This window comes from Pseudomonas sp. GW-45, assembly GCF_056896675.1.
On the sequence record NZ_CM167674.1, the window covers coordinates 2,209,261 to 2,234,927 of the forward strand.

22 protein-coding genes are annotated in these 25,667 nt (G+C 56.4%); 8 read left to right on the top strand and 14 right to left on the bottom strand.

Going from position 1 to position 25,667, the window contains the following annotated elements; all coding sequences use genetic code 11:
- Positions 1–108: 108 nt before the first annotated feature.
- A complete protein-coding gene (locus tag AC1XYH_RS10050; protein WP_483323062.1) occupies positions 109–879 on the bottom strand; it encodes a hypothetical protein in 771 nt (256 codons plus the stop codon).
- Between the two features lie 496 nt (positions 880–1,375).
- The gene (locus tag AC1XYH_RS10055; RefSeq protein WP_483323063.1) at positions 1,376–2,509 is read right to left on the bottom strand and encodes an ATP-NAD kinase family protein; all 1,134 of its coding nucleotides are present in this window, start codon (positions 2,507–2,509) and stop codon (positions 1,376–1,378) included.
- Between the two features lie 184 nt (positions 2,510–2,693).
- Here AC1XYH_RS10055 and AC1XYH_RS10060 point away from each other — a divergent pair, with 184 nt between their 5' ends.
- Positions 2,694–2,882 (top strand): PA1571 family protein, encoded by a 189-nt coding sequence (locus tag AC1XYH_RS10060; RefSeq protein WP_483323064.1) that lies wholly within the window; start codon positions 2,694–2,696, stop codon positions 2,880–2,882.
- Here the strand turns inward: AC1XYH_RS10060 and pdxB are convergent.
- Positions 2,872–4,011 (bottom strand): 4-phosphoerythronate dehydrogenase PdxB, encoded by a 1,140-nt coding sequence (pdxB, locus tag AC1XYH_RS10065; RefSeq protein ID WP_483323065.1) that lies wholly within the window; start codon positions 4,009–4,011, stop codon positions 2,872–2,874. The two genes, AC1XYH_RS10060 and pdxB, sit on opposite strands and share 11 nt — an antisense overlap.
- 423 nt (positions 4,012–4,434) lie before the next feature.
- On the opposite strand from pdxB, the gene AC1XYH_RS10070 reads away from it, so the two are divergent.
- Positions 4,435–5,310, top strand: coding sequence for an alpha/beta fold hydrolase (locus AC1XYH_RS10070; protein WP_483323066.1), 876 nt, complete (start codon positions 4,435–4,437; stop codon positions 5,308–5,310).
- Positions 5,311–5,341: 31 nt separating this feature from the next.
- Here AC1XYH_RS10070 and AC1XYH_RS10075 read toward each other — a convergent pair whose 3' ends face one another.
- Both AC1XYH_RS10075 and AC1XYH_RS10080 read right to left on the bottom strand, forming a co-directional pair.
- A complete protein-coding gene (locus AC1XYH_RS10075) occupies positions 5,342–6,748 on the bottom strand; it encodes a GGDEF domain-containing protein (RefSeq protein WP_483323067.1) in 1,407 nt (468 codons plus the stop codon).
- 104 nt (positions 6,749–6,852) lie between these two features.
- The gene (locus tag AC1XYH_RS10080; protein ID WP_483323068.1) at positions 6,853–7,377 is read right to left on the bottom strand and encodes an elongation factor P hydroxylase; all 525 of its coding nucleotides are present in this window, start codon (positions 7,375–7,377) and stop codon (positions 6,853–6,855) included.
- A gap of 65 nt (positions 7,378–7,442) precedes the next feature.
- On the opposite strand from AC1XYH_RS10080, the gene AC1XYH_RS10085 reads away from it, so the two are divergent.
- Complete coding sequence (locus AC1XYH_RS10085; RefSeq protein ID WP_483323069.1) at positions 7,443–8,861, top strand: MATE family efflux transporter; 1,419 nt, start codon at positions 7,443–7,445, stop codon at positions 8,859–8,861.
- Positions 8,862–8,992: 131 nt separating this feature from the next.
- Positions 8,993–9,991: a DUF3080 family protein gene (locus AC1XYH_RS10090; RefSeq protein ID WP_483323070.1), complete on the top strand. Its 999-nt coding sequence runs from the start codon at positions 8,993–8,995 to the stop codon at positions 9,989–9,991.
- Between the two features lie 32 nt (positions 9,992–10,023).
- On the opposite strand, the gene AC1XYH_RS10095 is transcribed toward AC1XYH_RS10090, so the two are convergent.
- From AC1XYH_RS10095 to tusA, 4 genes are all read right to left on the bottom strand, one after another.
- Positions 10,024–12,063 (bottom strand): LTA synthase family protein, encoded by a 2,040-nt coding sequence (locus AC1XYH_RS10095; RefSeq protein ID WP_483326349.1) that lies wholly within the window; start codon positions 12,061–12,063, stop codon positions 10,024–10,026.
- 49 nt (positions 12,064–12,112) lie between these two features.
- Entirely contained in the window at positions 12,113–12,730 is a 618-nt protein-coding gene (locus AC1XYH_RS10100; RefSeq protein WP_483323071.1) for a hypothetical protein, read from the bottom strand.
- Entirely contained in the window at positions 12,727–14,028 is a 1,302-nt protein-coding gene (locus AC1XYH_RS10105) for a sialidase family protein (RefSeq protein WP_483323072.1), read from the bottom strand. The genes AC1XYH_RS10100 and AC1XYH_RS10105 overlap by 4 nt, the downstream gene beginning before the upstream one ends.
- A gap of 332 nt (positions 14,029–14,360) precedes the next feature.
- Positions 14,361–14,600, bottom strand: coding sequence for a sulfurtransferase TusA (tusA, locus tag AC1XYH_RS10110; RefSeq protein WP_483323073.1), 240 nt, complete (start codon positions 14,598–14,600; stop codon positions 14,361–14,363).
- Positions 14,601–14,747: 147 nt separating this feature from the next.
- On the opposite strand from tusA, the gene AC1XYH_RS10115 reads away from it, so the two are divergent.
- Positions 14,748–15,032 (top strand): antibiotic biosynthesis monooxygenase family protein, encoded by a 285-nt coding sequence (locus AC1XYH_RS10115; protein WP_483323074.1) that lies wholly within the window; start codon positions 14,748–14,750, stop codon positions 15,030–15,032.
- Positions 15,033–15,061: 29 nt separating this feature from the next.
- On the opposite strand, the gene rlmM is transcribed toward AC1XYH_RS10115, so the two are convergent.
- Positions 15,062–16,126: a 23S rRNA (cytidine(2498)-2'-O)-methyltransferase RlmM gene (rlmM, locus tag AC1XYH_RS10120; RefSeq protein ID WP_483323075.1), complete on the bottom strand. Its 1,065-nt coding sequence runs from the start codon at positions 16,124–16,126 to the stop codon at positions 15,062–15,064.
- Positions 16,127–16,213: 87 nt separating this feature from the next.
- Positions 16,214–18,496, bottom strand: a complete 2,283-nt coding sequence (gene metE, locus AC1XYH_RS10125) for a 5-methyltetrahydropteroyltriglutamate--homocysteine S-methyltransferase (RefSeq protein WP_483323076.1) — start codon at positions 18,494–18,496, stop codon at positions 16,214–16,216.
- A gap of 116 nt (positions 18,497–18,612) precedes the next feature.
- Here metE and AC1XYH_RS10130 point away from each other — a divergent pair, with 116 nt between their 5' ends.
- The gene (locus tag AC1XYH_RS10130) at positions 18,613–19,536 is read left to right on the top strand and encodes a LysR family transcriptional regulator (RefSeq protein ID WP_483323077.1); all 924 of its coding nucleotides are present in this window, start codon (positions 18,613–18,615) and stop codon (positions 19,534–19,536) included.
- Positions 19,537–19,647: 111 nt separating this feature from the next.
- On the opposite strand, the gene glpD is transcribed toward AC1XYH_RS10130, so the two are convergent.
- Positions 19,648–21,195, bottom strand: a complete 1,548-nt coding sequence (glpD, locus tag AC1XYH_RS10135; protein ID WP_483323078.1) for a glycerol-3-phosphate dehydrogenase — start codon at positions 21,193–21,195, stop codon at positions 19,648–19,650.
- Positions 21,196–21,346: 151 nt separating this feature from the next.
- Here glpD and ybaK point away from each other — a divergent pair, with 151 nt between their 5' ends.
- Together ybaK and glpK are read left to right on the top strand one after the other, a co-directional pair.
- Positions 21,347–21,817, top strand: coding sequence for a Cys-tRNA(Pro) deacylase (ybaK, locus tag AC1XYH_RS10140; RefSeq protein ID WP_483323079.1), 471 nt, complete (start codon positions 21,347–21,349; stop codon positions 21,815–21,817).
- 46 nt (positions 21,818–21,863) lie between these two features.
- Positions 21,864–23,345, top strand: coding sequence for a glycerol kinase GlpK (gene glpK, locus AC1XYH_RS10145; RefSeq protein ID WP_483323080.1), 1,482 nt, complete (start codon positions 21,864–21,866; stop codon positions 23,343–23,345).
- An 83-nt stretch (positions 23,346–23,428) separates the two neighbouring features.
- On the opposite strand, the gene efeO is transcribed toward glpK, so the two are convergent.
- Together efeO and efeB are read right to left on the bottom strand one after the other, a co-directional pair.
- A complete protein-coding gene (gene efeO / locus AC1XYH_RS10150; protein WP_483323081.1) occupies positions 23,429–24,271 on the bottom strand; it encodes an iron uptake system protein EfeO in 843 nt (280 codons plus the stop codon).
- Positions 24,272–24,341: 70 nt separating this feature from the next.
- Complete coding sequence (gene efeB, locus AC1XYH_RS10155; protein ID WP_483323082.1) at positions 24,342–25,646, bottom strand: iron uptake transporter deferrochelatase/peroxidase subunit; 1,305 nt, start codon at positions 25,644–25,646, stop codon at positions 24,342–24,344.
- Positions 25,647–25,667: the final 21 nt, after the last annotated feature.

Consider the following 25,667-nt stretch of genomic DNA (forward strand, 5'->3'; position numbering starts at 1 on the left):
GACTACCAAATCAGGGGTTTTTCTACAGCCTCAACGCTTCAATAACCGGCGCGCTTTAGCGCGTCCGGCGCCGAAGGCGCGAAGTTGATTGATTTGTTACATGCACTTTCACTTACTCCATTCACGAGTGCCACTGATATTTGACATCACATCGTCAAAATCAAAGTTTGGATCTGTATTAGATGAGAACTCACCTCGGCTAGCTCCGTATATGAAGCTCGGGCAGTCGCAGTCACTCTCGCCTTCACCACAATCCATGCACTCGGGATTGCACGCGCCAATCATTCGATCAATGGCATCGTGCGGTTGATAATCGTAATCAAAATGTCCATACCCTGTGCTGCCGCATATCCTGCCATTAATAAAGTCATCTACATCATTGACGGTTTTTAGGCCGCAATTAAAAATTGCAGCAATTGGTCGCATTACAACCCTGCAATAATCAAATTTATACGATGAGGATTTGAAAAATATTTTCCCCTCACTCGGTGTTAGGCTGTGGAAAGTAAGATCTCCATATATTTCAATCAGGTCAGAGTATCTCTTTTGTTCTAATTCCACATGTTTGAACGAGTTATTTATTGCATCTAGCAATTTGAACTTATTGTTTATGTGGTCACATCCATCTACATGATATCTATTGTCAAATTGGGATATAAAATCTTTTCTATTCGCTTCGGTTACTTTCTTGGTAATGAAGACCATATAGTCAATTGCGTGAGCCAAGATGGCATTAAAAGAAAAAGCGTGGTGCAGTAAAACCTTATTGTCATCCAACAAGCCAAAAAATTCTTCAGACGACGGAATCAAAACGTCATTGATGTAGGAGATAAAATACTTTGCATCACTCTCTTCTGATTTCACGTTATAGATTTCCAATTCGACTCCTATCTGGTCTTGGCATGTAACAGCTTACTGGACCGACGGCGTTATGATTGCATATCAGTGACTTCCGCATATCAACACTCCTCGCCGCAGGCGTACTATAGAAAACACATTAAAATTCAAACCGTTGAACATCACCGCCCAAACTCAAGACGTATTCGCGTGACTTCCACATTTCATGAATCCAATCATACTGTATGGCATGTCAGTCAGCATATTCAGAGGGACTGGTCCCGCTCTGGTGGCGTTTACAGCTGAGTAAAATAAGGATTTGGAGATTAAAAAATAGGAGTCGTTTGGGCCGGGATTGGCGCGCGAGCGGAACAGCATCAGGCCCGTTAGGGCAGACGCTGTGCTTTGGTATTTGAATATTGGGTTAGTGCTGCGCGCCATCCTTGGGCTCCTGCTTACTGGCTTACTGCCGTGAAGCCAACATAGCGCTATGACGATGTGCGGTAAAGCAAATCTTCTAACGCGCTGCGTCTCTGCCCTACTCCGCCTTCCAGCTCACCGGATACAGCATCTCTTCGCGGTAACCACTGAGCACGCGCCGCAGACCGGTAAGTTGTTGGTCCAGCTCGGCGTCGCCGCTATCGATCAGAAAGGGTCTGCCGTCCAGGGTGGTGAGTTTGGTTTTGGTGGCGACCACCAGCAGGTTGTTGAGGCCGACGGCGCGGATGATGCGGGGTGAGAGCTGCTGGTTGCCGCGGCCGAGGATATGGCCTTGGCCGCCGATCGCGGTGACCAATATGCGCCAGTCGCCGCCTTGCTCTAGTAAGGCCCAGAGTTGCTGCTCGGTGGCATCCTGCAAAAGCAGTTCGCCGCCGCGCAATACGTCTACGCCCAGCAAAGTGCCCTGCAGCCCCATGGCTTCCAGTAGGCCGAGGTTGGTGGAGCCGGGGCCGAGTATCCAGCCGGTTTCTTCGCTTTGTTCTTCCTGCAGCCAAGCGGCGATGTCGTCGAGCACCATGGTTTCGACTTCTCGCCCGCCCTGCTTTACCTGCTGCACAAAACGACCCTCTTCCGGTACGGAGAGTTCGCCGTAGTGTCGGGTTTTGACCTGGCCCTGGCGGAAGGCGGTTTCATCGATGTCGCGCACATCCGCTTCACGCAGGCACACCAGATCGCCCTTGATCAGTAGCGCGACTAACTCACCGGCAGCGCGCGGGTTCACGGCGTACACGCCCGAGTGAATCTTTACGCCTGCCGGAATGCCGAGTACCAACTGACTGCTGCTGATCTGGTTACAGATATTGCGGGCGGTGCCGTCGCCGCCTGCGAACAGCAGTAGGTCTATGCCGGTTTTTTGCAGGGCAGCGGCGCAGCGTTCGGTGTCATCAGCGTTGGTCTGGTTTGGGTTAGTCAGCTCGCCGACCACCTGGTGCTCAAAACCCAGCTCAGTTAACAGGTCGCTGCCCATGGCGCCGGGCGCGGCAAAGAGTTGCAGTTGATCGCGCAGCGGCAGCAGTTGCTCCAGCGCAATGGCGACGCGGCGTTGCGCTTGCGGCAAAACGCCTTGCGCCAGCGCCTGCTCAGCAACGCCATCGGAGCCTTTGAGCGCCGCTTGCCCGCCTACGCCGGCGATGGGATTGATGATGAGACCTAACCTGAAACCTGATTGCATTGCGAATAGCCGTTTTGTCTGTTTATGCAGTGCGTGTTGCCGCTGTGGCGTGATTGCGCAGGCGGCCTGTGCGCTGTAACAAAGCCGTCATGCCATTGCCATATCCTGCGTTTAGCTGGTTACCGGGAGGGGTAGCCAGCGGACTCAGCGACACGATTCAGCGACACCATAATGGGAGATAACCATGAGTGTACATGCCTTGCAGACTTGCCGTGAAAGTGCCGAAATTCTGATCCATCCGTCGTCTTGCACCGGTGGTTACCTGCTTGATGAGCAGGGCCACGAAATTGCTATTACGGAGCAGATGGTTCAACACGCCTGTAATGAACTGGAGCGCCAATGGGTGGCGGCGCCCCGCCAGGCTAGCCACTAAAGCCCGCCGCTAACCAGTCTGCGTGCAAGGCTTGGTTATTCGACCAGCCTAGTTGCAGATGTGAGCACTCCCGCCGCAGCGGGTAGTGCTTGCGTAGCTGATCAAACACCTTCGCAATCTGATCTTCCTGCAAGCTCAACATGGCGGCGCGAAAGCGCGCATCGTCATCGCGTACGTCGTATACCCAACGAAGCGCGCGGGCCAACGCCCAGGCTGCTGGTGTCTGCTCATCCAAACTTAAATTCGCCAATCCTGACGTGGGTGCCAGCTCGGTCAAGCTGAGTGTTGCTGGCAGTTGAAAGTGAGCACAAAACGCCTGGTATATCTGCTCGGTACCGCGCAGCTTGCCATCCAGACTGTAACCGGCAACATGGGGCGTGGCTAACGCGCACAGGCGCGCCAAGGCCAGATCAACCTGCGGTTCGTGCTCCCACACATCCAACGCCACTTGCAGATCGGGCCGTTGGGTTAAGAGCGCAGCTAGCGCCTGGTTATCGACTACCGGGCCACGGCTGCTGTTGATCAGCCAGGTGCCCTGCGCCAGATTAGCCAAACGCTCTGCGTTCAGCAGGTGGCGCGTGGCGTGCGGCCCGTTTTGCTGCAGCGGCACATGGCAGCTGATTACATCAGCCTGCGCCAGCACTTCATCCAGACTCACAAAACCGCCCTCGCCCCGCTCCGCGCGCGGCGGATCGCAGAGCAGGCAATCCACTCCCAGCGCTTGCAGCGTGCGTGCTAAACGCCCGCCGACTTCACCCACGCCGATGATACCGACGCGCTGTGAGCGCCAGTCTTTGCCGGTGCGCTCGGATAGTGTGAGCAAACAACTCAGTACGTACTCGACTACGCCGCGCGCGTTACAGCCGGGCGCGCTGGACACGTGCACGCCCGCCGCTTGCAGACCCGGCAGATCCAGATGGTCTGTGCCTATGGTACAGGTGCCAACAAAACGCACCGGCGTGCCAGCGAGCAGCGCTGGGTCCACCTTGGTAACTGAACGCACCAGCAGCGCATCGGCCTGCATTAAGTGCTCGCGCCGAATCTCGCGGCCGGGGTAGACGCTAATCTCGCCTTGATCGGCGAAGAAGGCGTTCAGCAGGGGGATGTTTTCGTCGGCAACAATACGCATGCAGCAGCTTCCGGAATCGAGGTTTGAGGGCATTGTCAGCGGTGCTTGGCGGGCTGTCCAGCCGGGCTGCGTCAGGCCGTGAATAAACTGTAAGAATGCGCTTGCACTGACTTAAAGGCGCTGCTTTACTAAACGCAACAAGTCCGGATGTGACTTGACGGTCAAAACATTATTCTAAGCGTTTCATGAGGGGGCACCACCCCTCTTTTGCAGGACCTGCCTGAGTCGACGGACAACTCGCACAACGCCCATTGTGCTGCTCCTGAGACTGTCCTCACCACCCTGTCGCCATAACCATAAATAACATTGTCTGCACCGGACGATGCCTTGGCGCGTTGAGTTTCTTTAGGCCTTTTTTGCCGATAACTGCCCTGTATGACGCGCCGCTATTGGCGTGTCTAGCCAAGACCGGAGACAGGGAATATGAAACCAGAACACCAGGTGGTTGAAGCTTTAGGGCTGTTCCGCATACACACGCATTACTACGCCAGCCCTGCTCCACAGGGCACCGTTATTCTGGTCAATGGTTCGCTTGCGACCATGGCCGCCTTCGCACAGACCGTGCGTTTTTTACAACCGCATTTCAATGTGGTGCTGTTTGATGAGCCCTACTCGGGTGAATCCAAGCACTACAACGCCAACCAGCGGCCGATTACCAAGGAGCAGGAGGCCGGCATACTGCTGGAGCTGATCGCTCACTTTGAGGCCGATCACTTATTGTCGTTCTCGTGGGGCGGCGCCTCGGCATTATTGGCATTGGCGCAGCGCCCACCGACCATTCGCAAGGCGGTGATCATGGCCTTCTCGCCGCTGATCAACAGCGCGATGCGCAGCTATCTTGAATCGGGCATTGATCTGCTGCTCAATAGCGAGCGCCGCCAACTGGGGCTGCTGTTGAACGAAACGATTGGCGAGCACCTGCCCTCGCTGGTCAAACGCTACAACTTCCGACACATCATCAGCCTGGATGAGCATGAGTATCAGCAAATGGCCTTTCACGTGAGCCAAGTGCTCACGCAGGACACACGTTGCTACCTGACAGGCAGTGCGAACATCAATGTGCCGCTCTTGTTCGTTAACGGCGACCTGGATCGTTATACCAGCCCAACAGACGCTCGCCACTTCAGCCGTTATTTAGCCGATTGCAGCTATGCAACGGTCCGCGGCGCGGGGCATTTTTTAGACATGGAGAGCCGCGAGGCGTGGGGCCAGACGCGCAATGCCGTGCTGGGGTTTCTCGCAGAGGGCCAGCACCACAGTGCGGCCGGCGCCGAGCATGAGGTACGCCAGCTTGCCTGATTGGCGCTGTGCGTCCCTCACCGCTATTAGCCTAAGCGCGAGTGGTGACAAAGCCCTTCGCGCTGCGCTTGGCTTCATACATGGCCTTATCTGCCAAAATCATAAGTTGTCTCGCCGGCAATGGCTCACCCGGCGCAGCGACCGCGACACCGATGCTACCGCCCACATCCAGTGATTCCCCGGTGTAGTCGATGGGAGCTGCCAGCGCCTGCAGGATAGTGTTAGCAACGCGCTCGGCAGCTGGCTGATCGGTGCAATTGAGCAACACGGCAAATTCATCGCCCCCTTGGCGGGCAATGATGTCCGTTTTATTTACTGACGCGAGCAGCCGTTCTGCGACTACCTGCAACGCCTTATCACCGGCAGCATGGCCGAAACTATCATTAAGTAACTTAAACCGGTCCAGATCTATCATTAACAGGCTGTAAGGTATGGCCCGGGATTGGCGTGCCAACTCCGCCTGGCGCAATGCCATATCCAGCACTCGACGGTTGGGCAGCCCTGTCAGGCTGTCCAGGTGCGCCATCGCATTCAGCGGCGCAACCAAACGCCGGATAACTAATTGCACGGCAAAAGCCGAGAGTACCAAGCCAACCAAAATCAGCGCCGCGATGACTTTCTCGATACGCTGATAAGGCGCCATGGCGCGTTGCAACGGTACGCTAAGCACCAATTGCAAATCGGCACCTTGGGTCTCCGACAATGGCAACGCGAGCAATTGATATTCTTCCCCATGCAGCTGGCCGCTCAGTACTTGATCGTCCGGTTGAGCGGGCAAAAGCTGGGCTAACGAATGATTCTGGTCGCCATCGAGCGTGCTGGCCAGCATTTGCCAGTCGCCCTCCTTACCCCGAGATAACACGCTGACCCCCAAGCCGTTCAACTCGCTAAGGTCCTTGACGAAGGCCTCATCTACGGCGAACCCCATCGTCAGTTGAGCACTCGGGCGTGGCGTCATGACCGGAACGGTGGCGAACTGAAAGGCGGATTGTCCATCGGAGTCGGCACTTTCGATGTGCATACCACCCTCTTCACTCACCAGTCTTCGCGTATCCAAATCGTCGGGCGACTCGTCCAATCCCGGTTCTACCTTGGCAATAAGCCGTCCTTCAAGGCCACGCACTACGCCTAGATCGGCGCCGATGCGTTTGCCGTGATTATCGAGCATCGACTCGATAGTGGGCCGATCACCGCTTGATAGCGTCTCCCGCAGGCCATAATCAGCCGCGAGTACAGCGGTTGATTGAGCAAGTTGCTGTTGACGCAATTTCAGCAAACGAGTCACCACCTGACTGGCCGTTTGCAGTTCTACTTCCACCGCGCTAATCGCGATGGCGCGGTTGGACTGCAACATCGAAAAAAAACCTGCCAGTTGAATCAGGATCAACAATACAACCAGGCTGAAAGCAATTCGCCACTCGTACGCTTTGTAGTCCATTGTTCGCCCATCAGTTATCGGTTTTTAAAACGAAGGCTATTGCCGCGTTAATGACCGCAACAGACGTTGATAAGGTTCAATGCATGCCGCGCCGGTGCAGTCACTCAGATAACCAGCTGCGCATTCAGTTGCATACCAGGCCGATAAAAAGCCAGCAAGGCTAAAGCAAAGCGCTGGGGGCGCTCGGCTAAGCCAGCATCCAGATACGCCAACGCCTGTGCATGCACCTTGGCGCGGAAAGGTTCAGGGTCTGTCGCCTCGCCACTGAGGTTGTCGGTACTCACGTCGAAACGGTGCCCGGTGGCAGCACAAAATATCCACTCCAGCGCTTGTGGTTTTACTTCTGCCTGCTCAAACACCCTTTGTTGGTCCGCCGTGCGGCCGTCGGGTGCATACCAATAACCAAAGTCCGGCAGCAAGCGTCGATCTGCGCCAGCCACGCACCAATGCGCCGTTTCATGCAGCGCGCTGCGGAAGTAATCACGGGTAAATAAAATACGATGAGCGCTATTGTTTACACCCGCCGGCAGGTATTCAGGCTCAGGGTTGCCGCCCACTAACCGGGTATTGAAATCAACCGCAAAACAGCGGTCAAACAGGCTTACAAGATCGTCGCAATGATGTTGCATCGGCTGGTAGACAATAGTTGGCAAGTTGATAGGATGAAGCGCTTTTCCCCAAGGCACACTCGGTAATGATCAGCAGACCATCTCGCTTCAACGGGCCGCGCATTCTAACAGAGTTGCGGGCGCTGATCGTACTCGTGCTGCCTATCGTGGCGGCCCAGCTGTCACATACCCTGCTGGGCTTTGTGGATACCGCCATGGCGGGCCGCGTCAGCGCCGAAGCCTTGGCCGCCGTCGCCTTGGGCAACTCCTTCTGGATTCCCACCCTGCTATTTCTTACCGGCGTGATGATGATTATCACCTCCAAGGTCGCCGCCAGCAGCGGCTCTGGTCGCCTGGCCGACACCGGGCCGTTAGTGCGTCAGGGCGTCTGGCTTGGGCTCTTCATCGGCTTGGCCTGCACAGTGTTTCTGAATCTGACGCGCCCGATTCTGATAGTGATGAATATCGGCGATGAGCTAATTCCGACCACCCTGGACTATCTGCTGGCTATCTCGCTCGGCTTTCCGGCAGTGGGCATTATGCTCGCCTTACGCGGTTTATCTGACGGCCTCTCGAAAACCAAACCAGCGATGTTGGTAGGCTTTATCGGTCTGGCGATCAACGTACCCGCCAATTATGTACTGGTGTACGGCAAACTCGGTTTTCCGGCCATGGGCGCCGTGGGTTGCGGGGTCGCCACGGCCTTGGTGATGTGGTCGATGCTGCTCTGCCTGTTGATTCACCTCAAGCGCTCACCGACTTACCGCGAGTGCGGATTATTTGATCGTTTCGATTGGCCCAAGGCGCGCATCCAGGGCGAATTGTTCGGCTTGGGCTTACCTATCGGTATCGCGCTATTCGCAGAAACCAGCATGTTCTGTGTGATTGCCCTATTGATTGGCGGCATGGGCGCGATCGTGGTCGCCAGCCATCAGGTAGCGATCAACTTTTCCTCATTGGCCTTTATGGTGCCATTTAGTCTTGGGCTCGCGATTACAGTCCGGGTGGGCCACAACCTGGGACGGAACGGAGCGCGCGCTGCACTCTTCGCCGCTAAGGTGGGCACGGTGGTTGCACTGGGTTTTGCCACCATCGCGGCGGCCGGCATGTACTTTTTTGCTGCGCAAATCCCCTTGCTATACACCCAGGACGCACAAGTCATCGAGTTGGCCGCAAGCCTCTTTGTACTGGCTGCGCTATACCAGTTTTCAGACGCCATCCAGGTTGCCTGTGCGGGCGCATTGCGGGGCTTTCAAGACACCCGCATACCGATGCTGTTGACCATGATTGCCTATTGGCTGATCGGCCTGCCTGCCGGGTACGTATTGGGTATCAGCGACTGGCTTGGCCCACCGCGCGGCCCGGCGGGCTTCTGGATGGGGTTGATCATCGGCCTGAGTAGCGCGGCGTTGTTCCTCAGGCTGCGTCTATCGGTTGTGGGTAAACGCGAAAAACTACGTCCGCTGCTGTCGTCAACGGGCACCCCGTATAGCGCCACCCACTGATCCAGTTGTAGCGGCATGCGTGGCATACTGCCCGCATGCCTGCATTCCCGAGCCACACGCCCGTTACTCTACTGCTAGTTTTGCTGCTTACATTAGCAGGCTGTCAGCGCGCGCCTGAGGCTGAGCGGCAAATGCAGAACTACCTCGACCGGATTGCACGCGTACTGCAGCAGCAATGGCAGCCATTCGAGCCCGACCAACTCGCCGATTACCGCTTCCCTGCGCGCCGCGAGCGAATGATCGATATTCCGCCACTGCGTATTAGCCTGCTCGATCTGATTGTGGATACCAACGACTGCCGCCTGCTGCAGCAACGCATCAGCGAACGCAACAGCCTGCTGGGCAAGGTCATGCCCTGGAGTCATCGACTTGCCTATGATGGCGAGTTGCTGAGGGCGCTGGAACATTGCACCACCCTGCTCAACCAGCAAGAGGATCAACCAGCGCTTGGCGAGCAACTGACCGCCCTCGCAGCCAGCAAACGCGCCACCCTGTCTGCAACCTATTGGAATGCTTTGAACGCCAGCGAGGAGTTTGAAGATTATCTGCGCTTTGCCAATCAACCGTTACCCATCAGTAGCAGCCAAATAACAGATCAGGACGCCGTTGCAGCGTTGAGAAAGCTGACTGAAATTGGCGCTGCACTACCCCAGCAATTACCGCCAGACAGAGCGCACATTGATGCACTGTTACAAGCGCTGCAGCAAAGCCAGCGCAGCAGCCAACTGATCACCAGCTTTGCGCAAACCACCCACGGCTTGCAGCAAGCCACACAAATGCTGCAGGCGACAGACTCTCGACTGCTTTGCCCCATGCAGGCGCCCTCTGCCCGCTCAAAGATTCTACTGAACGTGTTTGTGCTGTTTTATGCCGGTGAGATCCAACCCTACCTGGCGCAGCTACAACGCCTGGGGCAGCCCTGGGCCGAGGCTGTGATTGCACTGCGCGCGGTGCCCAACATTCCAGATGCCACAGCACATTCGCTGGATCGCCTGGCCGGCGAACAAAACAGTCTTTGGGAGGAGTATCAGGCTGCGCTGACAAAGCACACGCAGGCCTGGCAAGACTTGCTGGGCGCATGCGAGTCACAACCAGGGCAAAGCGGTTGGCAAACAACAACAGAGGGCTGAAGGCTCAAGCCCCCACTCCTCCGCTGGGCGAATCAATCCTTTCGGACGTTCTGGTAGAGCATCAATCGCGAGGTCTCATGCAGCCCGCGCGTCAACTCTTCCATGCGCTTAAACTCCTCAGGATGCTGGTCAGCCACATCGTCCAAGGGTGTTTGCGATGCAAGGTCATGCAATGTCGGCTGAGTGCCATCGTGCTGCATCTGCAGCAGAAAGTCTTTGGTCACTCCGCCGATCAGCGGGAACGTACCCTCTCGCAGCACGAGCGGGACCACACGTTCTCCCTCTGGGGCAGGCTGTTGGATATCACGACCCATCGCGCCGTTATCAAATGCCATACCCACCATACCCAACACGGTTGGCAGGAGATCGGCTAGGCCAACGGCCTCTCCAATCACTTTTGGCTGCAGCAGTTTGGGTGCATGGATCAACATAGGCACCGCGTTACTCTCCAGCCCCAGTTTTTCAAAGGCGGGCGGCAAGTGAGGGATTTGGCTGATGCGCGTGTTGTGGTCGCCAAACATCACAAAGATTGTGTTGTCGTACCAACCACCCTCTTTAGCAATCTCCATCAGGCGGCCGATGTTGAAATCCAGCAGGCGCACGGCATTGTATTGTTCAAGCGTGCGCGAACCTGCGTTCTGCACCTCTTCCAGTGGCAAGTCCCGCACCTCAAAGCCGTCGTTTTCCGCTGGAATAGTAAACGGCCGATGATTGCCGGCAGTCTGGATATAGGCAAAGAACGGCTTGCCGCTAGCCTGCGCGCGCAAGATGCGATCGCTCTCCTTGAACAGACTCAGGTCCGAAATACCCCACACATCCACCAAGGGTGAGTTCCAATCGCCCTCCTCAAGCAATTGAACACCATCAATACTTTGCCGAATCAGGCCGTTCATATTGGCCCAGCCGGAGCTGCCGCCGATCATGTAGTACTTGTCGTAGCCCTTTAATGCATTGATCAAGCTGTGCTGGCGGGTGATTAATGGATTACGTGTAGAGGTCTCTTCACGCGAGACGTCGGGCACCCCTGAGATACTGGCCCACACCGTTTTTGCGGTGCCGGTAACCGGCACGTAAAAGTGCTCGAAAAACCAGCTTTGTTTGGCCAGCCGATCCAGGTTGGGCGTTGGGTTCAACGGGTTGCCATAGGCGCCTACCGCACTGGTGCCTAATGACTCAAGCATAATGAAAACAACGTTCGGTGGCTGGCTAGCAGCAACGGCGTAAGGCTGCGGAGCTTGGTGACGAATAAAACTCAGCGTCTCTGCATCAGGCTGATCAACCCCCAGATACCGGCTGACCGCGTCATAGTGAGCGGCAACCTGTTCCCGGTCATAGGGCTTGTGTGGCACTTTCAAGGTATCGTAAAGGAAGATCACCGGGTTTAAGCCCAGCGCTGCGACCTGATTATCGCCCGAGTAAAAAGCATCGCTCCAGCGCAGCGGCACCGGGTTTTCCAGATTAATATTCTCGAGCCGCCCCAGAAGACCCAGGAACACCAACACGACCATCAGGACGCTTCCCCAAACCAGCGAAAGACGGCTAATCGGTTTTGCAGCACGGTCCAGCGTTACCCGTTCAAGACGCAGCAACAACCAACTAACCAGCGCGGTCGCTAGCAACCATCCGAGCGTAATCCAGATAACCGGATAGGTTTGCCAGATCATATCGGTGGAAATTTGCGCGTCTTCAAGAAAACGCAATGCGGTCGCGTTGAGGCGCACACCCAGATAGGCGTAATGACCAAAATCAAAAATGTAGATCAGAAACACCGCGGCCAAGGCCAGTACAAGGTACAACCGCGCCAGCCAACGCAGAGTCCGTGAGCGTGTGAGGTTCCAAACGGGTAGCCAAGCGAGCACGGCAACCGGCAGCATCAGCAGGATCGCCAAGCGAAGGTCAAAGCGTAAACCTATACCCAGGGTCTCCGGAATAGTATCAACATCACCCAATGCGCTGAGTTCAAACCCCGAGAAGCCAATAAAAAACACTCCCCGCAATACTGCCAGCACAACAAACAAGATCGCTACCGCACCAAACCAGTAATGCAAACGCCGCGAGTGAAGCCAACCCATCATTCCAAACCTCAACCTATCGAACAGAGAAAGTACCACTGCCACATCCTCAAGCTTGGGCGGGCAACCTGGTTTCACGCTTTGCAGACTTGCCGGCCCTAGCCATCTTGACAAGGTACCCAATCACAGCCACACAGCTATACAAGGCGATGAAGGGGTCAATTAGATAATCCCAGTAGTTGGGCGAAGACTTAAAGCCCAGGCTAAAGGCCAGAGTGGCAAAACCGAGCATGCAAGCGCCCAGCCGGTTACCCAGCGCCAGCAAGGCGAAGGCGATCACGCCAATAAAAAGGATCAGATGACGCGGCTGGTATCCCAACCGATAGGGATCAAAGTAGGAGAGCCCCAACGTCGCGGGATAGAGGAAAAGTCCTAAGGCAGCCATCACGACGACTATCTGTATTGACCTTGCCCGTTCCATACACGGAACAAACCCAACCCGTACCCCAGACAAATACAGCAGAGCGACCAATGAAGTGATCGCCGCATCGCCGGTAAAACTATGCGTATAAGCGGCCAGCGAAAGGCCCTCTATAGGTACAAAGCTAAGGGCCAGCAATACCATCAAGCGACCAGCTTGCCATACAGCGCCAAGACCAAAGCCCGGCGTAAGAAGAAACGCAAGCAGTGCCAACGTCAGATGCGACAACCACAGATCAGCCATCATAATTGCCCCGTCAACCAGGACTCATTGAAAGTCACATGTTTAATGAAGGTGTTGTTCCATGAGTAAACCAGGTGATAGAGGCCGTCGACGCTCTTGATGAAATAAGGATACTCATACTCGAAGTCACAGCCATTGGCGCTGCACACACGCTGATCCAGGTTGGTCAGAAACTCCTCGACCAGCGCCTGACGCCGCGGCCCGCTAGAGAGCTGAAACTTGTTGCCGATGATCTCGCGATACACCTCAGGACTGAACGGATGACCCAGCGGATCGGGCGACTCGTCCAGGTCAATGACTGGTTTCCAGGAATCCAGACCTGCGTCGGTGCCCATGAGTCGCAAGCGAAAACGTCCGTCTTCAAGATCGTTCAAGGCAACCAGCAAGCCGTGATTCGGCATGGAAACGGCCGCCAGCGACGAGTTAGGGTTAGACGGATCTACCGGATAGGGCTCACTCCAGCTTTGCCCGCCGTCGTCTGTGCGGCTCGCCAATACCTTGTGGTGAGTCTCTCCGGCGTAACGCAACAGCGCCACTGCGTTTTGCTCGCCCATGGTGACCACGGTAGGCTGTAGCGAATGATTGCCTTTACTGATGCGGCTTTTATCCACCACCTCGCCTTCCGGGCTGATATACAGATACTCGGCAAATTTGCCTAAAAACTCGTGATAAACCGGCAAGCCGATGGTGCCATCGCTATGAAACACCGGCGCGTTGCGCACCAGCGTGCTGATATTCAGAAAAGGGGTGGTAATCAACTGCTTGGGTGAAGACCAGTTTTCGCCAAGATCATCAGAATACATGGCATTGATCGCACTACCCGCCCAGCCGCCGATGGATACTGACACGTAGAACAGCCAAAGTCGGTTGTCCGGGGCCAGGGCAATAACTGGGTTACCCAACTTACGGATATGTCTTTGTGTAGCTTTGCTGGTGGAATCACGGGTGGCGAGTACTAACTCATCGCCCCACTCCGCTGAGCTGGGGTCGTAACGTGAAGCGCGAATCTGCACGTCTGCCGCGCCTTCTCGTGAGCCGGCAAACCAGACCGCCATAAGCGCGCCGGAGGGAAGCGGCGCCAGCGACGAAGAATGAACAAACTCTTCCAGATCAGAAGAGGCAAATCGACTGCGGTAGAAGGGTTCTTGAGCTGCAGCAACGAGTGGATCATTGGCCGGAGCCGAGACTGCAAAACCCGAGATAACATGTTGCGGATGAAGCCACCACGCGGAGGCAAAAACGACGAATAAAACACCCGCAATAAAGCACGAACCGAACCAGCTGAATTTTTGAGCACGCATTGAAAAAGCCATATTAAAAAACACACGGTGCGTCCCAACGAAGGCGGGAGGCAACCAGAAACAGATCTCGATAGGGAGATACTGAGCAAAATTATAGGTAGTTGGCTTTTTTACAAGGGCCTTACTTGACTGCGAATAGACCAGGTGATGGCCAAATGGCAGAAACTGCGATTGAGAATCATGGACTACCCATCCATCAGGTGCAACTCAGGGTAATTAACCGCGACCAACGGCAACCTATCAATCCACTTTCTTTATATAACCAAGGTGCTCAGACACAGAAAATTCAGACCACGTCGGCGCCCTGGCCCTGATATCTAAAGCTGTGCGCACTAGCCGACTTTGCGAATCACATAGCGATACACACCTTCAGCTTCCCCTTGCTCCACCAACTCATGCCCCAAAAAAGCGCAAAATCTAGGAATATCACGTTGGGTTGAAGGGTCAGTAGCCAACACTTGCAACAGCTCACCGACTGCCATGTCACGTACCGCATTGTGCAGCATCATCACCGGCTCCGGGCACATCAGGCCCTGCGTATCCAGCATTGGAGGAGTGTTTTGCTCAGTCATGATCATAGCCCCGGGAAGAAAGTACCGATTATCCAGAATTCAGTTGGCGCTTGCCAGACGCGCGCGCAGGGCCAACACTTACGGTAGTGGTACAAGGCAAGTCGAAAAGACGATACTCCTACACCCGTCCACAGTAAGGGATGATGAATGATCAAAGTGTTGATTGAACGTGTTATTGCAGAAGGCCTGGAAGGCCCCTATGAAGAAGTCGCGCGCAAAGTGCTGTCTGCGGCGATTCAGTCACCGGGATTCATTTCCGGAGAGTCCTTCAAGGACCTGGAACAATCAAATCATCGCATTATCACGGTGACCTGGCAGAACCGGCATTCCTGGGAGCGCTGGGAAAAGTCAGCAGCGCGCAAGGACAGCATCGGCGCTTTTGCACCGATCCTGCTGGAACAAGAGCGCATTACCCTGCTCGAACCGCTCTAAGTTCAACTGCCGTTTAATCAAGCCCCGCGTCAGTAGCCCCGTGGGGTAGCGCGCACGTGGCAGGTGACCTCTTCACGGTCGGAATATAACTGCTTGCAGGATATTTCCGCCTTGATGCCCGCCTCATCCAGCGCGAACTGGATGTGCTCAAGGCACTGCATGGTTTCCTGATAACGGCGCTTCATCGGCAATTTGAAGTTGATGATGACTTCACGGCACAGCCGTTGGCCAATCCATTTGGAGACCAGCGCGCTGCTGCGGGCGGGCTTATCCACAATATCGCAGACCATCCAGTCGACCATATGCTTGGGCTTGTACATATAACCATCAGCTTGAATGTGCTCCACCTGCCCACTGTCCATCAGCTTGCGATCCATGGTGCCGTTATCGACGGCGATCACGTTCATCAAGCGATTAACCAACTGCCAGGTCCAGCCGCCCGGCGCGGCGCCGAGATCTACTGCGGTCATGCCGGCCTTCAGACGACTATCCCAATCGTCACGCGGAATAAAATGGTGCCACGCCTCTTCGAGCTTGAGCGTCGAGCGGCTAGGCGCATCTTTAGGAACGCGTAAACGGGGAATACCCATAGGCCAGGGCGCGGCGTTATCTGCCCAGGACCAACCCACAAAAATACGCTGCCCGCTCTCAAAGCACAGATGCAGGCGCGGCAGATCGGTTTTGTTGGGGCGCACAAAGCGGGTTTTGGTGAGCGAGCGCTCGAGCGGCGCGCGCAACTTTTTGGTCAAGGCAGCCAAGGCCTTGCCGTCGTTGGTGTCGGCGGTTTCCATCCAGAGCTCGGAGGCAATCGGCCCCTGCGCACAAGCGGTGATGATCGGGGTAATGCGATCCTCAGGGTCAACGTCCAGCCAACTGCCTACCGCCCATTGACGAGCGAAAATAAGGTGACTGAAGCGAATGGCGCGCATCAGCTGCTCGGCATCGCCAGCCTGCGGGCAGACAAAGCGCACCACGGCCGCGCCATCCTGTGCGATAGCGTAGCCAGCGATACCCTGCTCGGCTGATAGCTCCTGCATTTCTGCGGCAGCTTCCCCTTCAAAACCTGGACGACAATGTAGCAACAGTTCTTGCATGACGCGCTCCCGCTCGTTAACCGGCCGCTACTCTACAGGCTGCAGCGTTCCGGTTGAAGCAAAACACAGGAGAACCGCTGCCGCCGGTCAGCTCGCCTCCGCTCGCAACTGCTGCGCAGCGCCGACCATCGCTGCCAAAGCCGCGCGGGTTTCGGGCCAACCACGGGTTTTCAAACCGCAATCCGGGTTAACCCACAAGCGCTCCACTGGCACCACGGCCGCCGCCTTACGCAGCAGGCGCAGCATCTCTTCGCGGTCGGGCACGCGTGGCGAGTGAATGTCATACACACCCGGCCCTACCGCGTTGGGGTAGGCAAACTCACCGAAAGCGTCCAACAGCTCCATGTCCGAGCGCGAGGTTTCGATGGTAATTACGTCTGCATCCATGTCGGCAATCGAACCCAGAATGTCGTTGAACTCGCTGTAGCACATATGGGTATGAATCTGCGTTTCATCCGTTACACCCGCACAACTCAGGCGGAATACCTCAGCCGCCCAGTTTAGATAGGCAGGCTGCGCAGCCTTGCGCAACGGCAAGCCTTCGCGGAAAGCCGGCTCGTCGATCTGGATAATACCAATACCGGCCTGCTCCAGATCACGCACCTCATCACCAATGGCCAACGCCAGCTGCCGTGCACTGGTTTCCTGGGTGACATCTTCGCGCTGGAAAGACCAGAATAGAATGGTTACCGGACCGGTCAACATGCCCTTCATGGGCTTTTCGGTGAGGCTCTGCGCGTAGCGCGTCCACTCTACAGTCATCGCCTTGGGCCGGCTGATATCACCAAAGATCACCGGCGGTTTCACACAGCGTGAGCCATAGCTCTGCACCCAGCCAAAGCGGGTAAACAGGTAACCGTCCAGCTGCTCGCCAAAGTACTCGACCATGTCATTACGCTCGGCTTCGCCGTGCACCGGCACATCCAGCCCGAGCGCTTCCTGCTCACGAACTACCGCTGCGATCTCTGCCTGCATGGCAGCAACGTAGTCCGCTTCGCTCAATTCCTTACGTTTATAAGCGCTGCGACTGGCGCGGATCTCGCTGGTCTGCGGAAAGGAGCCGATGGTGGTGGTCGGCCACAAGGGCAGCTTCAGTTTGCGTTGCTGCTCCGCCGCCCGCTGTGGATACGCCGAGTTACGCTTAGCCTGTGCTGCGGTAACGCCTGCCAGGCGGGCCGTCACTTGCGGGTTATGTCGACGCGCGGAGCTGCGACGTTCCGCACATGCCGCTGCCGAAGCGCCTAGTTCCGCCTCCCAATCTCTATCCGTCGAACGATTGAGCGCAGCCGCCAGACAACCGACCTCCTCTACTTTCTGCCGTGCAAAGGCCAGCCAACTCAGTTGATCCGCGTCTAGCTGATCTTCCTGCGTCAGATCCACCGGGCAGTGCAATAATGAACAGCTGGGAGCAACCCAGAGGCGCTCGCCCAAACGCTGCTCGGCGCTACGCAGCAGCTCCAGGAGGTCAGTCAGCTCAGCACGCCAAATGTTACGGCCGTTAACAACTCCGAGTGACAACACCTTGTATGCGGGTAAGCGATCGAGCAGCAGCAATAATTGATCCGGTGCGCGCACTAGATCCACGTGCAAACCGTCTACCGGCAAGGCACAAGCGAGGCCAAGGTTGTCTTCCAGGCCGCCGAAATAGGTAGCCAGTAACAGTTTTACCGGGGCGCGTTGCAGTTGGTTATAGGCTCGCTCATAAGCTACTTTCCATTCCTGTGGCAAATCCATCACTAACGCAGGCTCATCAATCTGCACCCACTCCACACCCTGATCTGCCAAACGCTCTAGCAGCTGATCGTAAACGGGTAACAGCCGCTCCAGTAAATCCAGACGATTAAAGCTCTCGCCTTTGACCTTACCCAGCCACAAATACGTCAGCGGGCCAAGCACCACTGGCTTAACCGCATGGCCCAGCGCTTGCGCCTCAGCTACCTCTTCAAACAACTGGGTCCATTGCAGACTGAAGATTTGCTCGGCAGTAAACTCAGGCACAAGATAGTGATAGTTGGTATCGAACCATTTAGTCATCTCGCAGGCGAAGGTGCTCTTGCCTGCATGGTTCACACCGCGCGCCATGGCAAACAGGGTGTCCATGCTGGGCGCTGCATTCTCTTCAAAGCGCGGCGGTATCGCTCCGACCATTAAACTGTGGGTCAGCACTTGGTCGTACCAGGCAAAGTCTCCTACTGGTAGGAGTTGCACGCCGGCGTCAGCCTGCAACTGCCAATGGGTTTTGCGTAGATCGCGACCAACTCCTTGCAGCGTTGCCAGATCACTATTGCCTGCCCAATAGGCTTCAAGTGCCTTCTTAAGTTCGCGTTGCTTGCCGATGCGAGGAAAGCCCAGATTGTGTGCCAGCGCCATGATGTTCTCCTGTATATGAATCAATGGCGCTATGCTGAGCCTCGAGCCCTGCTGAATCAAACTCATCTTTCTCATGCTATAGTTCAATTCTACTCATACAGACAGAGGCCACTGCCGTGCTGGAAATTCGCCACCTGCGCACTCTTGCTACCCTGCGCGAAGCCGAAAGTTTGGTGGAAGCCGCGGATCGCTTGCACCTGACGCAATCGGCGCTGTCACATCAACTGAAAGATTTAGAAGAAAAGCTCGGCATGAGCCTGTTCGTGCGCAAGAGCAAACCGGTGCGTTTTACCAGTGCTGGGCTGCGCTTGCTGCGCCTCGCCGACAACGTGCTGCCGCAAGTGCGCCAAGCCGAACGAGATATTCAGCGCTTAGCCGGTGGCCAGGCCGGGCGCTTGCATATGGCGATTGAGTGCCACAGTTGCTTTCAATGGCTGATGCCAACCATTGACCAGTTCCGCAATGCCTGGCCCGATGTTGAAGTGGATTTTGCCTCCGGCTTTTTTTTCGCCCCGCTGCCAGCCTTGGCGCGCGGTGATCTCGATTTGGTAGTGACCTCAGACCCGCTGGATATCGCCGGCATCAGCTATGTACCGCTATTCACTTACGAAGCGCTCTTGGCCGTGAGTAATCAGCATCCGCTGAGCGGCCAGAGTTACGTGCGCCCTGAGGATTTGGCCAGTGAAACCCTGATCAGCTATCCCGTGGACCGCGAGCGACTCGACATCTTCAAACAATTTCTCGACCCTGCCGGTATCGAACCCGCGACCCTGCGCACAGCTGAGATGACGGTAATGATGATGCAGCTGGTTGCTTCCGGCCGGGGCGTTTGTTGTTTGCCTAACTGGGCTATGGCCGAATATCTGAACAAGGGTTACGTCAGCGCTCGCAAACTAGGGCCAGAGGGTTTATTCGGCACGCTTTACGCGGCCGTGCGTGAAGACATGCTGGAGATGTCTTACCTGCAGGATTTTTTGCTGACGGCCAAGGATACGTCGTTTGCGACGCTTGAAGGGGTTAGTGCCAAGCGCAGTGATTAACGCTTCAACATGGAGTGTGAAGCAAACTTGTGACGCAGATCGACAGCATTGTAGGCTTTAGGCGAGTTTAGGGGGGCATGCTTGGCCATGCCCACCTTAACAATCCCCAAGTCACACCGCTAAAATCTCACCCGCCAATTCCAGTAAATACGCCTGCAGCCGCGCTTGCTGCTCAGCACTCAAATGCAGCCCCAACTTGGTCCGCCGCCAGAGAATCGCCTCAAGGTCGCGCGCCCACTCACGTTCACGCAAGTACTTGATCTCGCGCTCCGTTAGCCCCGCGCCAAACTGCTCACCCATATCTGCCTGCGAACGTATACCGCGCAGAAAAACCCGACTCAGCGTGCCGTAGCAGTGTACGAAACGTTCAATCTGCTGATCGGTAAGCCAAGGATATTCAGCCTTCAATTCACCACTCAGGCTGTCATGCGACTCAAAGTCACCACCCGCCAAGGCATATCGCGCGGTCCAGCTCGGGTTGGCCGCAGGAAACCAGGGTTTGAGCTTCTCCATAGCCGCTTCGGCAAGGCGTCGGTAAGTCGTCAGTTTGCCACCGTAGACCGCTAGCAACGGCGCTTCTCCTGGCGCACCTTCCAGCGTGAGGCTGTAATCACGGCTGACCGCTGAGGGGTCGTCTTCACTGGCATCGCTGATCAACGGCCTAACACCGGAAAATCGATGGCGGATATCTGCGTGCTTCAATTGCCGCTTGAAGTGCGCATTAACCACCTGCAACAGATAGTCGATCTCTTCCTCCGTCGGTTGCACTTGAGAAGGGTCACCCTGAAAATCGACATCGGTAGTGCCGATCAATGAGTACTCGCCCTCATAGGGCAGCACAAACACGATGCGATCATCTTCATTCTGCAGAATATAGGCCTGACGCCCGTGATGAAGTTGTGGCACCACAATGTGGCTGCCCTGTACCAAGCGCACACCATAGGGCGAGCGCGTGGACACCACCCGTTCCATCACTCGTGCGGCCCAAGGGCCTGCAGCATTCACCAGTGCACGAGCCTGCACGGTCTCACGGACGTCATCACCTACCAGCAGGTCGACCTGCCAAAGATCACCCTCACGGCGCGCAGACTCGCAGCAGGTGTAAGGCCGTATATCTGCGCCCAGGCTGGCCGCTTGCACTGCGTTGAGCACCACCAGGCGGGCATCATCGGCCCAGCAATCGGAATACTCAAACGCGTAGTTGATCTCGGGGTTGAGCGGCCCTTGGCCGTTCAGCGGGCCGCCGGTGGACCCCGGCAAGGTAGTACGTTTGCCTAGGTGATCGTAAAGAAACAATCCGGCACGCAACATCCAGCGCGGCCGCAGATGGGGCCTATGTGGCAACACAAAACGTAGCGGCCAGATAATGTGCGGGGCCTTATTCAATAAGACCTCGCGCTCACCCAGCGCCTCGCGCACCAGCCTGAACTCATAGTGCTCAAGATAACGCAGCCCGCCGTGCACCAGTTTGCTGCTGGCGGAGGACGTATGCGAACCAAGGTCATGTTGTTCGCACAACAGTACAGAGAGCCCGCGACCAGCTGCATCATTGGCGATCCCTGCGCCGTTCACGCCACCGCCAATAACCACCAAATCGTATATCGGGGCTTGCCCTGCAGGTCGGGCAATACGACGCTCTTCTGGATGGGGCTTCAACATCTACATCTCCGAAAACCTGCGCAATCCCGCGCCCGCTTGTTTTACAACGTAGCCGCGCCGCCCGCAAGCGCCACACGAATAACCAGCACTCAGCTTGGCGTAGCCCGTTACGCAGTTTAATCTGTGGCCCGTTACCCGTTGGTGAAGCGCCATGACTCCCGCGACAAAATTACTCGACAAAGCCCGCGTCAGCTACCAGCTGCATCGCTATACCCACGATCCACAGGCCGAGTCCTACGGCACTGAAGCGGCTGACAAGCTCGGTTTGGTACACGGCCGCGTGTTCAAGACCTTGCTGGCCGCAACGGAGACCGGCGAACTGTTGGTCGCTGTGGTGCCCGTGAGCGACAAGCTCAACCTGAAGGCGCTCGCTGCGGCGGCCAAGGTAAAGAAAACAGCCATGGCCGATCCAGCAGCAGCCCAGCGGAGCACCGGTTACCTTGTCGGTGGCATTAGCCCACTGGGGCAGAAGAAGCGCTTGCGCACCTTTATTGATGCCAGCGCAACAAACTGGCCTACTGTGTACATCAGCGGCGGGCGCCGTGGGTTGGAAATAGAGCTGACCGCCGATGATTTGCGCCAGCACACCAGCGCGCAGCTAAATGAGCTCTGCCGCGACTGAGCGCACACTCGTATAACAAGACCGACAACCACAGGATTTCAGCGCTATGGCCAACCCAATTCTCGCCATCGACCAGGGCACGACCAGCAGCCGCGCGATACTTTTTTCCGCCGAAGGCAAACCCCAGTTCACTGCGCAGCAAGAATTTGCTCAACACTTCCCACAAGACGGCTGGGTAGAGCACGACGGCGAAGATATTTGGAATAGCACCCTGGCGGTTTGCCGTGAAGTACTCGAAAAGGCCGGTATCAGCGCCGAACAAGTTGCCGGAATCGGTATTACCAATCAGCGCGAAACCACCCTACTCTGGGATGCTAAAACCGGCGAGTTGCTGCACCGGGCTATCGTTTGGCAAGACCGTCGCACCGCCGACTTCTGCGCTGAGCTTAAAGCCGCCGGCCACGAAGATAAGGTAACCGAGCTCACGGGCCTGCTGATCGACCCCTACTTTTCTGCTACCAAGTTGCGCTGGTTACTTGAAAACGTTGCAGGCGCACGCGAGCGTGCCGAACGCGGTGAACTGCGCTTTGGCACAGTAGACAGCTTTCTGCTCTGGCGCCTGACTGGCGGCAAAGTACACCGCACTGACGCCACCAACGCATCGCGCACCATGCTGTTCAACATCCATCAGCAAAGCTGGGACAAAGAACTGCTAGCCCTGCTCGATATCCCCGCCAGCTTGCTGCCGGAGGTGATGGACAGCGCTGCCGACTTCGGCACCACAGACCCTGCGGTACTCGGCGCCAGCATCCCCGTATGCGGGATCGCCGGCGACCAACAAGCGGCGTTGATAGGCCAGGCTTGTTTCGCCCCCGGCATGGTCAAGAGCACCTACGGTACCGGCTGTTTTATGGTGATGAACACCGGTAAGCAACCGGTGCGATCGCAAAATCGTCTACTGACGACCGTTGGCTACCGTTTGAACGGCGAGACCACCTATGCATTGGAAGGCAGTATTTTTGTGGCTGGTGCGGCAATTCAATGGCTGCGCGACGGTCTCAAGCTGATCCAAAACGCCGGTGAGACTGAAGCGTTGGCACGCGAAGCCGGTGGCAATACCGGTGTGTATCTGGTCCCAGCCTTTACCGGGCTGGGCGCACCCTATTGGGATCCCGCCGCCCGTGGCGCCATATTCGGCCTGACCCGCGATACTGGCATCGCGCAGATCGTTACCGCGGGTCTGCAGTCAGTCTGTTTCCAGACCCGTGACCTACTGGATGCCATGACTGCCGATGGCGCGCACAGTACCGCCGCGCTACGAATAGACGGCGGTATGGTGATCAATAATTGGGTAGTGCAGGAGTTGGCGAACATCCTCGGCGTGACCGTAGACCGTCCAGAAGTGACCGAAACCACCGCGTTGGGCGCGGCGTACCTGGCAGGATTACAGCTAGGCATCTTCGACAGCCTGGAGCACATCGCCAAGCACTGGGCCTGCGAGCGCACCTTCAGTCCTCAGATGAGCGAAGAACAGCGCGATGAGTTATACGACGGCTGGCTGGACGCCATTCGCCGCGTGCGCGACTAAGGCATCGCTGGCCACACAACAGCACTATCCCATGGAAGGTCGAGTTCCATCTCGACCAGCGGCCTAGCCGGCAAGCACAAGAATCAGTTCAGACCCAGAAGACCACGCAGCGTAGAGAGCTCTTCAGCCAACACGGTAACCGGGCCAACCAGCGCACGACGATCCGCATCACTGACCTTGTCATAGGTAACAAAACCGCTCTCTACATTGCCCTCTTCCACATAGTAATGAGACAGGGTTGCTTCCATTGACGCGAAGTTTTCTTCTACACGCGCCACGAAAGCAGCATCTTCTTTACTCGCCAGCGGCTTAACCAGTTCAAAGATTTTCTTCGCGCCATCCACGTTACCCTGAAAGTCCCAGAGGTCGGTTCGGCTGTAGCGGTCTTCCTCACCCGACACCTTGGTGGCGGCGACTTCTTCCATCAGCGCTGCGGCTCCCCCAACCACGGTTTCCGGCGGAAAGGTCAGGCCCTGGACGCGCTGATCCAGGTCTTCAATATCGCTCATCAACCGTTCAGCAAAGGGCTGCATACCGTCAGTGCTTTGGTCGTGAAACAGGCCGTATTCCAATCGATGAAACCCGGTGAACACCGGATCTTTAACACCTTTCTCGTAATCATCTTCGCGGGCATCGATACTGGCATCCAGATCAGCAAACAGCTCGGCGATCGGCTCGATACGCTCATAATACACACGCGATGGCGCGTACAACTCTTGAGCTTTGGCTAAATCACCAGCCTTGATCGCATCGGTAAATTCACGGCTATGGCTGGTGAACTGCTCAAGGTTATCCAGCACATAGAGTTTGTAATCGGTGATCGGTGCGACCAATTCCTGCGGCGCAACCGCGGCCTGTGCGGTTGCTTGTAGGCCGAGTAAGCCAAAAGCGCTGGCGGCAATTAAGAGAGTGCGTGGTAATGCCATTGTATGTCTCCTGCCGAAATAGGCGGTGAGGTAAGTACTAATCTACGAATTGCAGGGCTCGTGCGCATGGCTAGCTGGCAGCCAGCATGCTGCTACCGAGAAAGTCCCCTTGTTGGATGCCCGGCAGGGTAAAGAAATAGCCCCCACCAATCGGCTTTATGTACTCCTCAAGCGGCTCACCATCGAGGCGTTTCTGCACCGTGATAAAACCCGCTTCAAGGTTTGCCTGATAGGCAATAAACAGCAGGCCCATATCCAATTGGCCATTGGCTTCAGCGCCGTTGGAATAATTGAATGGGCGACGCAGAATCAGATTTCTCTGACTGTCTGTGGTGCGCGGATTGGCCAAGCGAATGTGTGAATCCAGGGCGGTAATTTCACCCTTGGGGTCATTCGCGTACTGCGGCTCATCGTGCTCTACGCCGCCGCTCATCGGCGCGCCGCTGTCGCGCAAGCGGCCAAAGATCGCCTGTTGCTCCTGCAGCGGCGTGCGATCCCAACGCTCGACGAAGTTACGAATAATGCGCACCGCTTGATAGCTACCGTGCTTGGCCCACTCAGGCTCACCTTCGCTGCCGTCAACCCACACCACGTCTTGCATCAACTTACGATCATCAGTTTGTGGGTTGGCCGTGCCGTCACGAAAGCCCAAGTAGTTGCGGGCACTCTCGGTAGAGCCATCCGCACGGGGTGCCATTACCGGCACGGTGCCCTGCTGCTTCCAGCGCACCATCAGCAGGCCAGGGGTGTTTTTGATGATATCGCGCAGGGCATGGATGGTGGTGCCTTCGGTGTTGGCACAAAACTGTAGCGAGAGATCGCCATGACAAAGTGCGGCATTCAATGCGTCATTAGGAAATCCCGCCATGCGTTGTAGGTGGCGTGGCTTAGCCGCAGCCAGAGCAAAGCGCTGGTCAAACAACGAAGCACCGACCGACAAGGTAATGGTCAGCGCATCCGGCGCGATGGTCGGCCCAAGAATGCCCGAATCAACCGGTGGGAAACGCGCATCGCGCTGCTCATAGGTACCGCCGTTAGTGAGAAAAGCGATACGTTCGGTCAACACACGCAACAAGCGCTCAAGGCCTTCGCGATCACGCGCCAGCACATCAAAGGCAACCAACATGCCCACGGCGGGACGGGGCGTGGTAATGCCCTGTTGGTGCTCACCAAAAAAGTCGTGCGATTGATGAGTCGCCGGGCTAGAAGGCGCGTCGGTGACTTCCGCCGCTTTACCAGCCTGCCCAGCCAATGCCGATCCACCGACACCTGCTGCCGCTGCACCCAAACCGGCGGCGCCAAGGCCTTGCAAAAAGCGCCGGCGGTTCAGCCCGCCGAACGGGCAACCTGAAGGAATTTCGTCGTACTCGCTCATCTATCTAACCTTGTGTTAACC

What these genes read in the sequence shown, in the direction of transcription:
- AC1XYH_RS10080 (WP_483323068.1), bottom strand. Translation starts at nt 7,377, where the DNA reads ATGCAACATCATTGCGACGATCTTGTAAGCCTGTTTGACCGCTGTTTT.
- AC1XYH_RS10090 (WP_483323070.1), top strand. Translation starts at nt 8,993, where the DNA reads ATGCAGAACTACCTCGACCGGATTGCACGCGTACTGCAGCAGCAATGG.
- AC1XYH_RS10115 (WP_483323074.1), top strand. Translation starts at nt 14,748, where the DNA reads ATGATCAAAGTGTTGATTGAACGTGTTATTGCAGAAGGCCTGGAAGGC.
- AC1XYH_RS10075 (WP_483323067.1), bottom strand. Translation starts at nt 6,748, where the DNA reads ATGGACTACAAAGCGTACGAGTGGCGAATTGCTTTCAGCCTGGTTGTA.
- glpD (WP_483323078.1), bottom strand. Translation starts at nt 21,195, where the DNA reads ATGTTGAAGCCCCATCCAGAAGAGCGTCGTATTGCCCGACCTGCAGGG.
- pdxB (WP_483323065.1), bottom strand. Translation starts at nt 4,011, where the DNA reads ATGCGTATTGTTGCCGACGAAAACATCCCCCTGCTGAACGCCTTCTTC.
- metE (WP_483323076.1), bottom strand. Translation starts at nt 18,496, where the DNA reads ATGGCGCTGGCACACAATCTGGGCTTTCCTCGCATCGGCAAGCAACGC.
- AC1XYH_RS10100 (WP_483323071.1), bottom strand. Translation starts at nt 12,730, where the DNA reads ATGATGGCTGATCTGTGGTTGTCGCATCTGACGTTGGCACTGCTTGCG.
- tusA (WP_483323073.1), bottom strand. Translation starts at nt 14,600, where the DNA reads ATGACTGAGCAAAACACTCCTCCAATGCTGGATACGCAGGGCCTGATG.
- rlmM (WP_483323075.1), bottom strand. Translation starts at nt 16,126, where the DNA reads ATGCAAGAACTGTTGCTACATTGTCGTCCAGGTTTTGAAGGGGAAGCT.
- AC1XYH_RS10070 (WP_483323066.1), top strand. Translation starts at nt 4,435, where the DNA reads ATGAAACCAGAACACCAGGTGGTTGAAGCTTTAGGGCTGTTCCGCATA.
- AC1XYH_RS10055 (WP_483323063.1), bottom strand. Translation starts at nt 2,509, where the DNA reads ATGCAATCAGGTTTCAGGTTAGGTCTCATCATCAATCCCATCGCCGGC.
- AC1XYH_RS10085 (WP_483323069.1), top strand. Translation starts at nt 7,443, where the DNA reads ATGATCAGCAGACCATCTCGCTTCAACGGGCCGCGCATTCTAACAGAG.
- ybaK (WP_483323079.1), top strand. Translation starts at nt 21,347, where the DNA reads ATGACTCCCGCGACAAAATTACTCGACAAAGCCCGCGTCAGCTACCAG.
- AC1XYH_RS10105 (WP_483323072.1), bottom strand. Translation starts at nt 14,028, where the DNA reads ATGCGTGCTCAAAAATTCAGCTGGTTCGGTTCGTGCTTTATTGCGGGT.
- efeO (WP_483323081.1), bottom strand. Translation starts at nt 24,271, where the DNA reads ATGGCATTACCACGCACTCTCTTAATTGCCGCCAGCGCTTTTGGCTTA.
- AC1XYH_RS10095 (WP_483326349.1), bottom strand. Translation starts at nt 12,063, where the DNA reads ATGGGTTGGCTTCACTCGCGGCGTTTGCATTACTGGTTTGGTGCGGTA.
- efeB (WP_483323082.1), bottom strand. Translation starts at nt 25,646, where the DNA reads ATGAGCGAGTACGACGAAATTCCTTCAGGTTGCCCGTTCGGCGGGCTG.
- glpK (WP_483323080.1), top strand. Translation starts at nt 21,864, where the DNA reads ATGGCCAACCCAATTCTCGCCATCGACCAGGGCACGACCAGCAGCCGC.
- AC1XYH_RS10060 (WP_483323064.1), top strand. Translation starts at nt 2,694, where the DNA reads ATGAGTGTACATGCCTTGCAGACTTGCCGTGAAAGTGCCGAAATTCTG.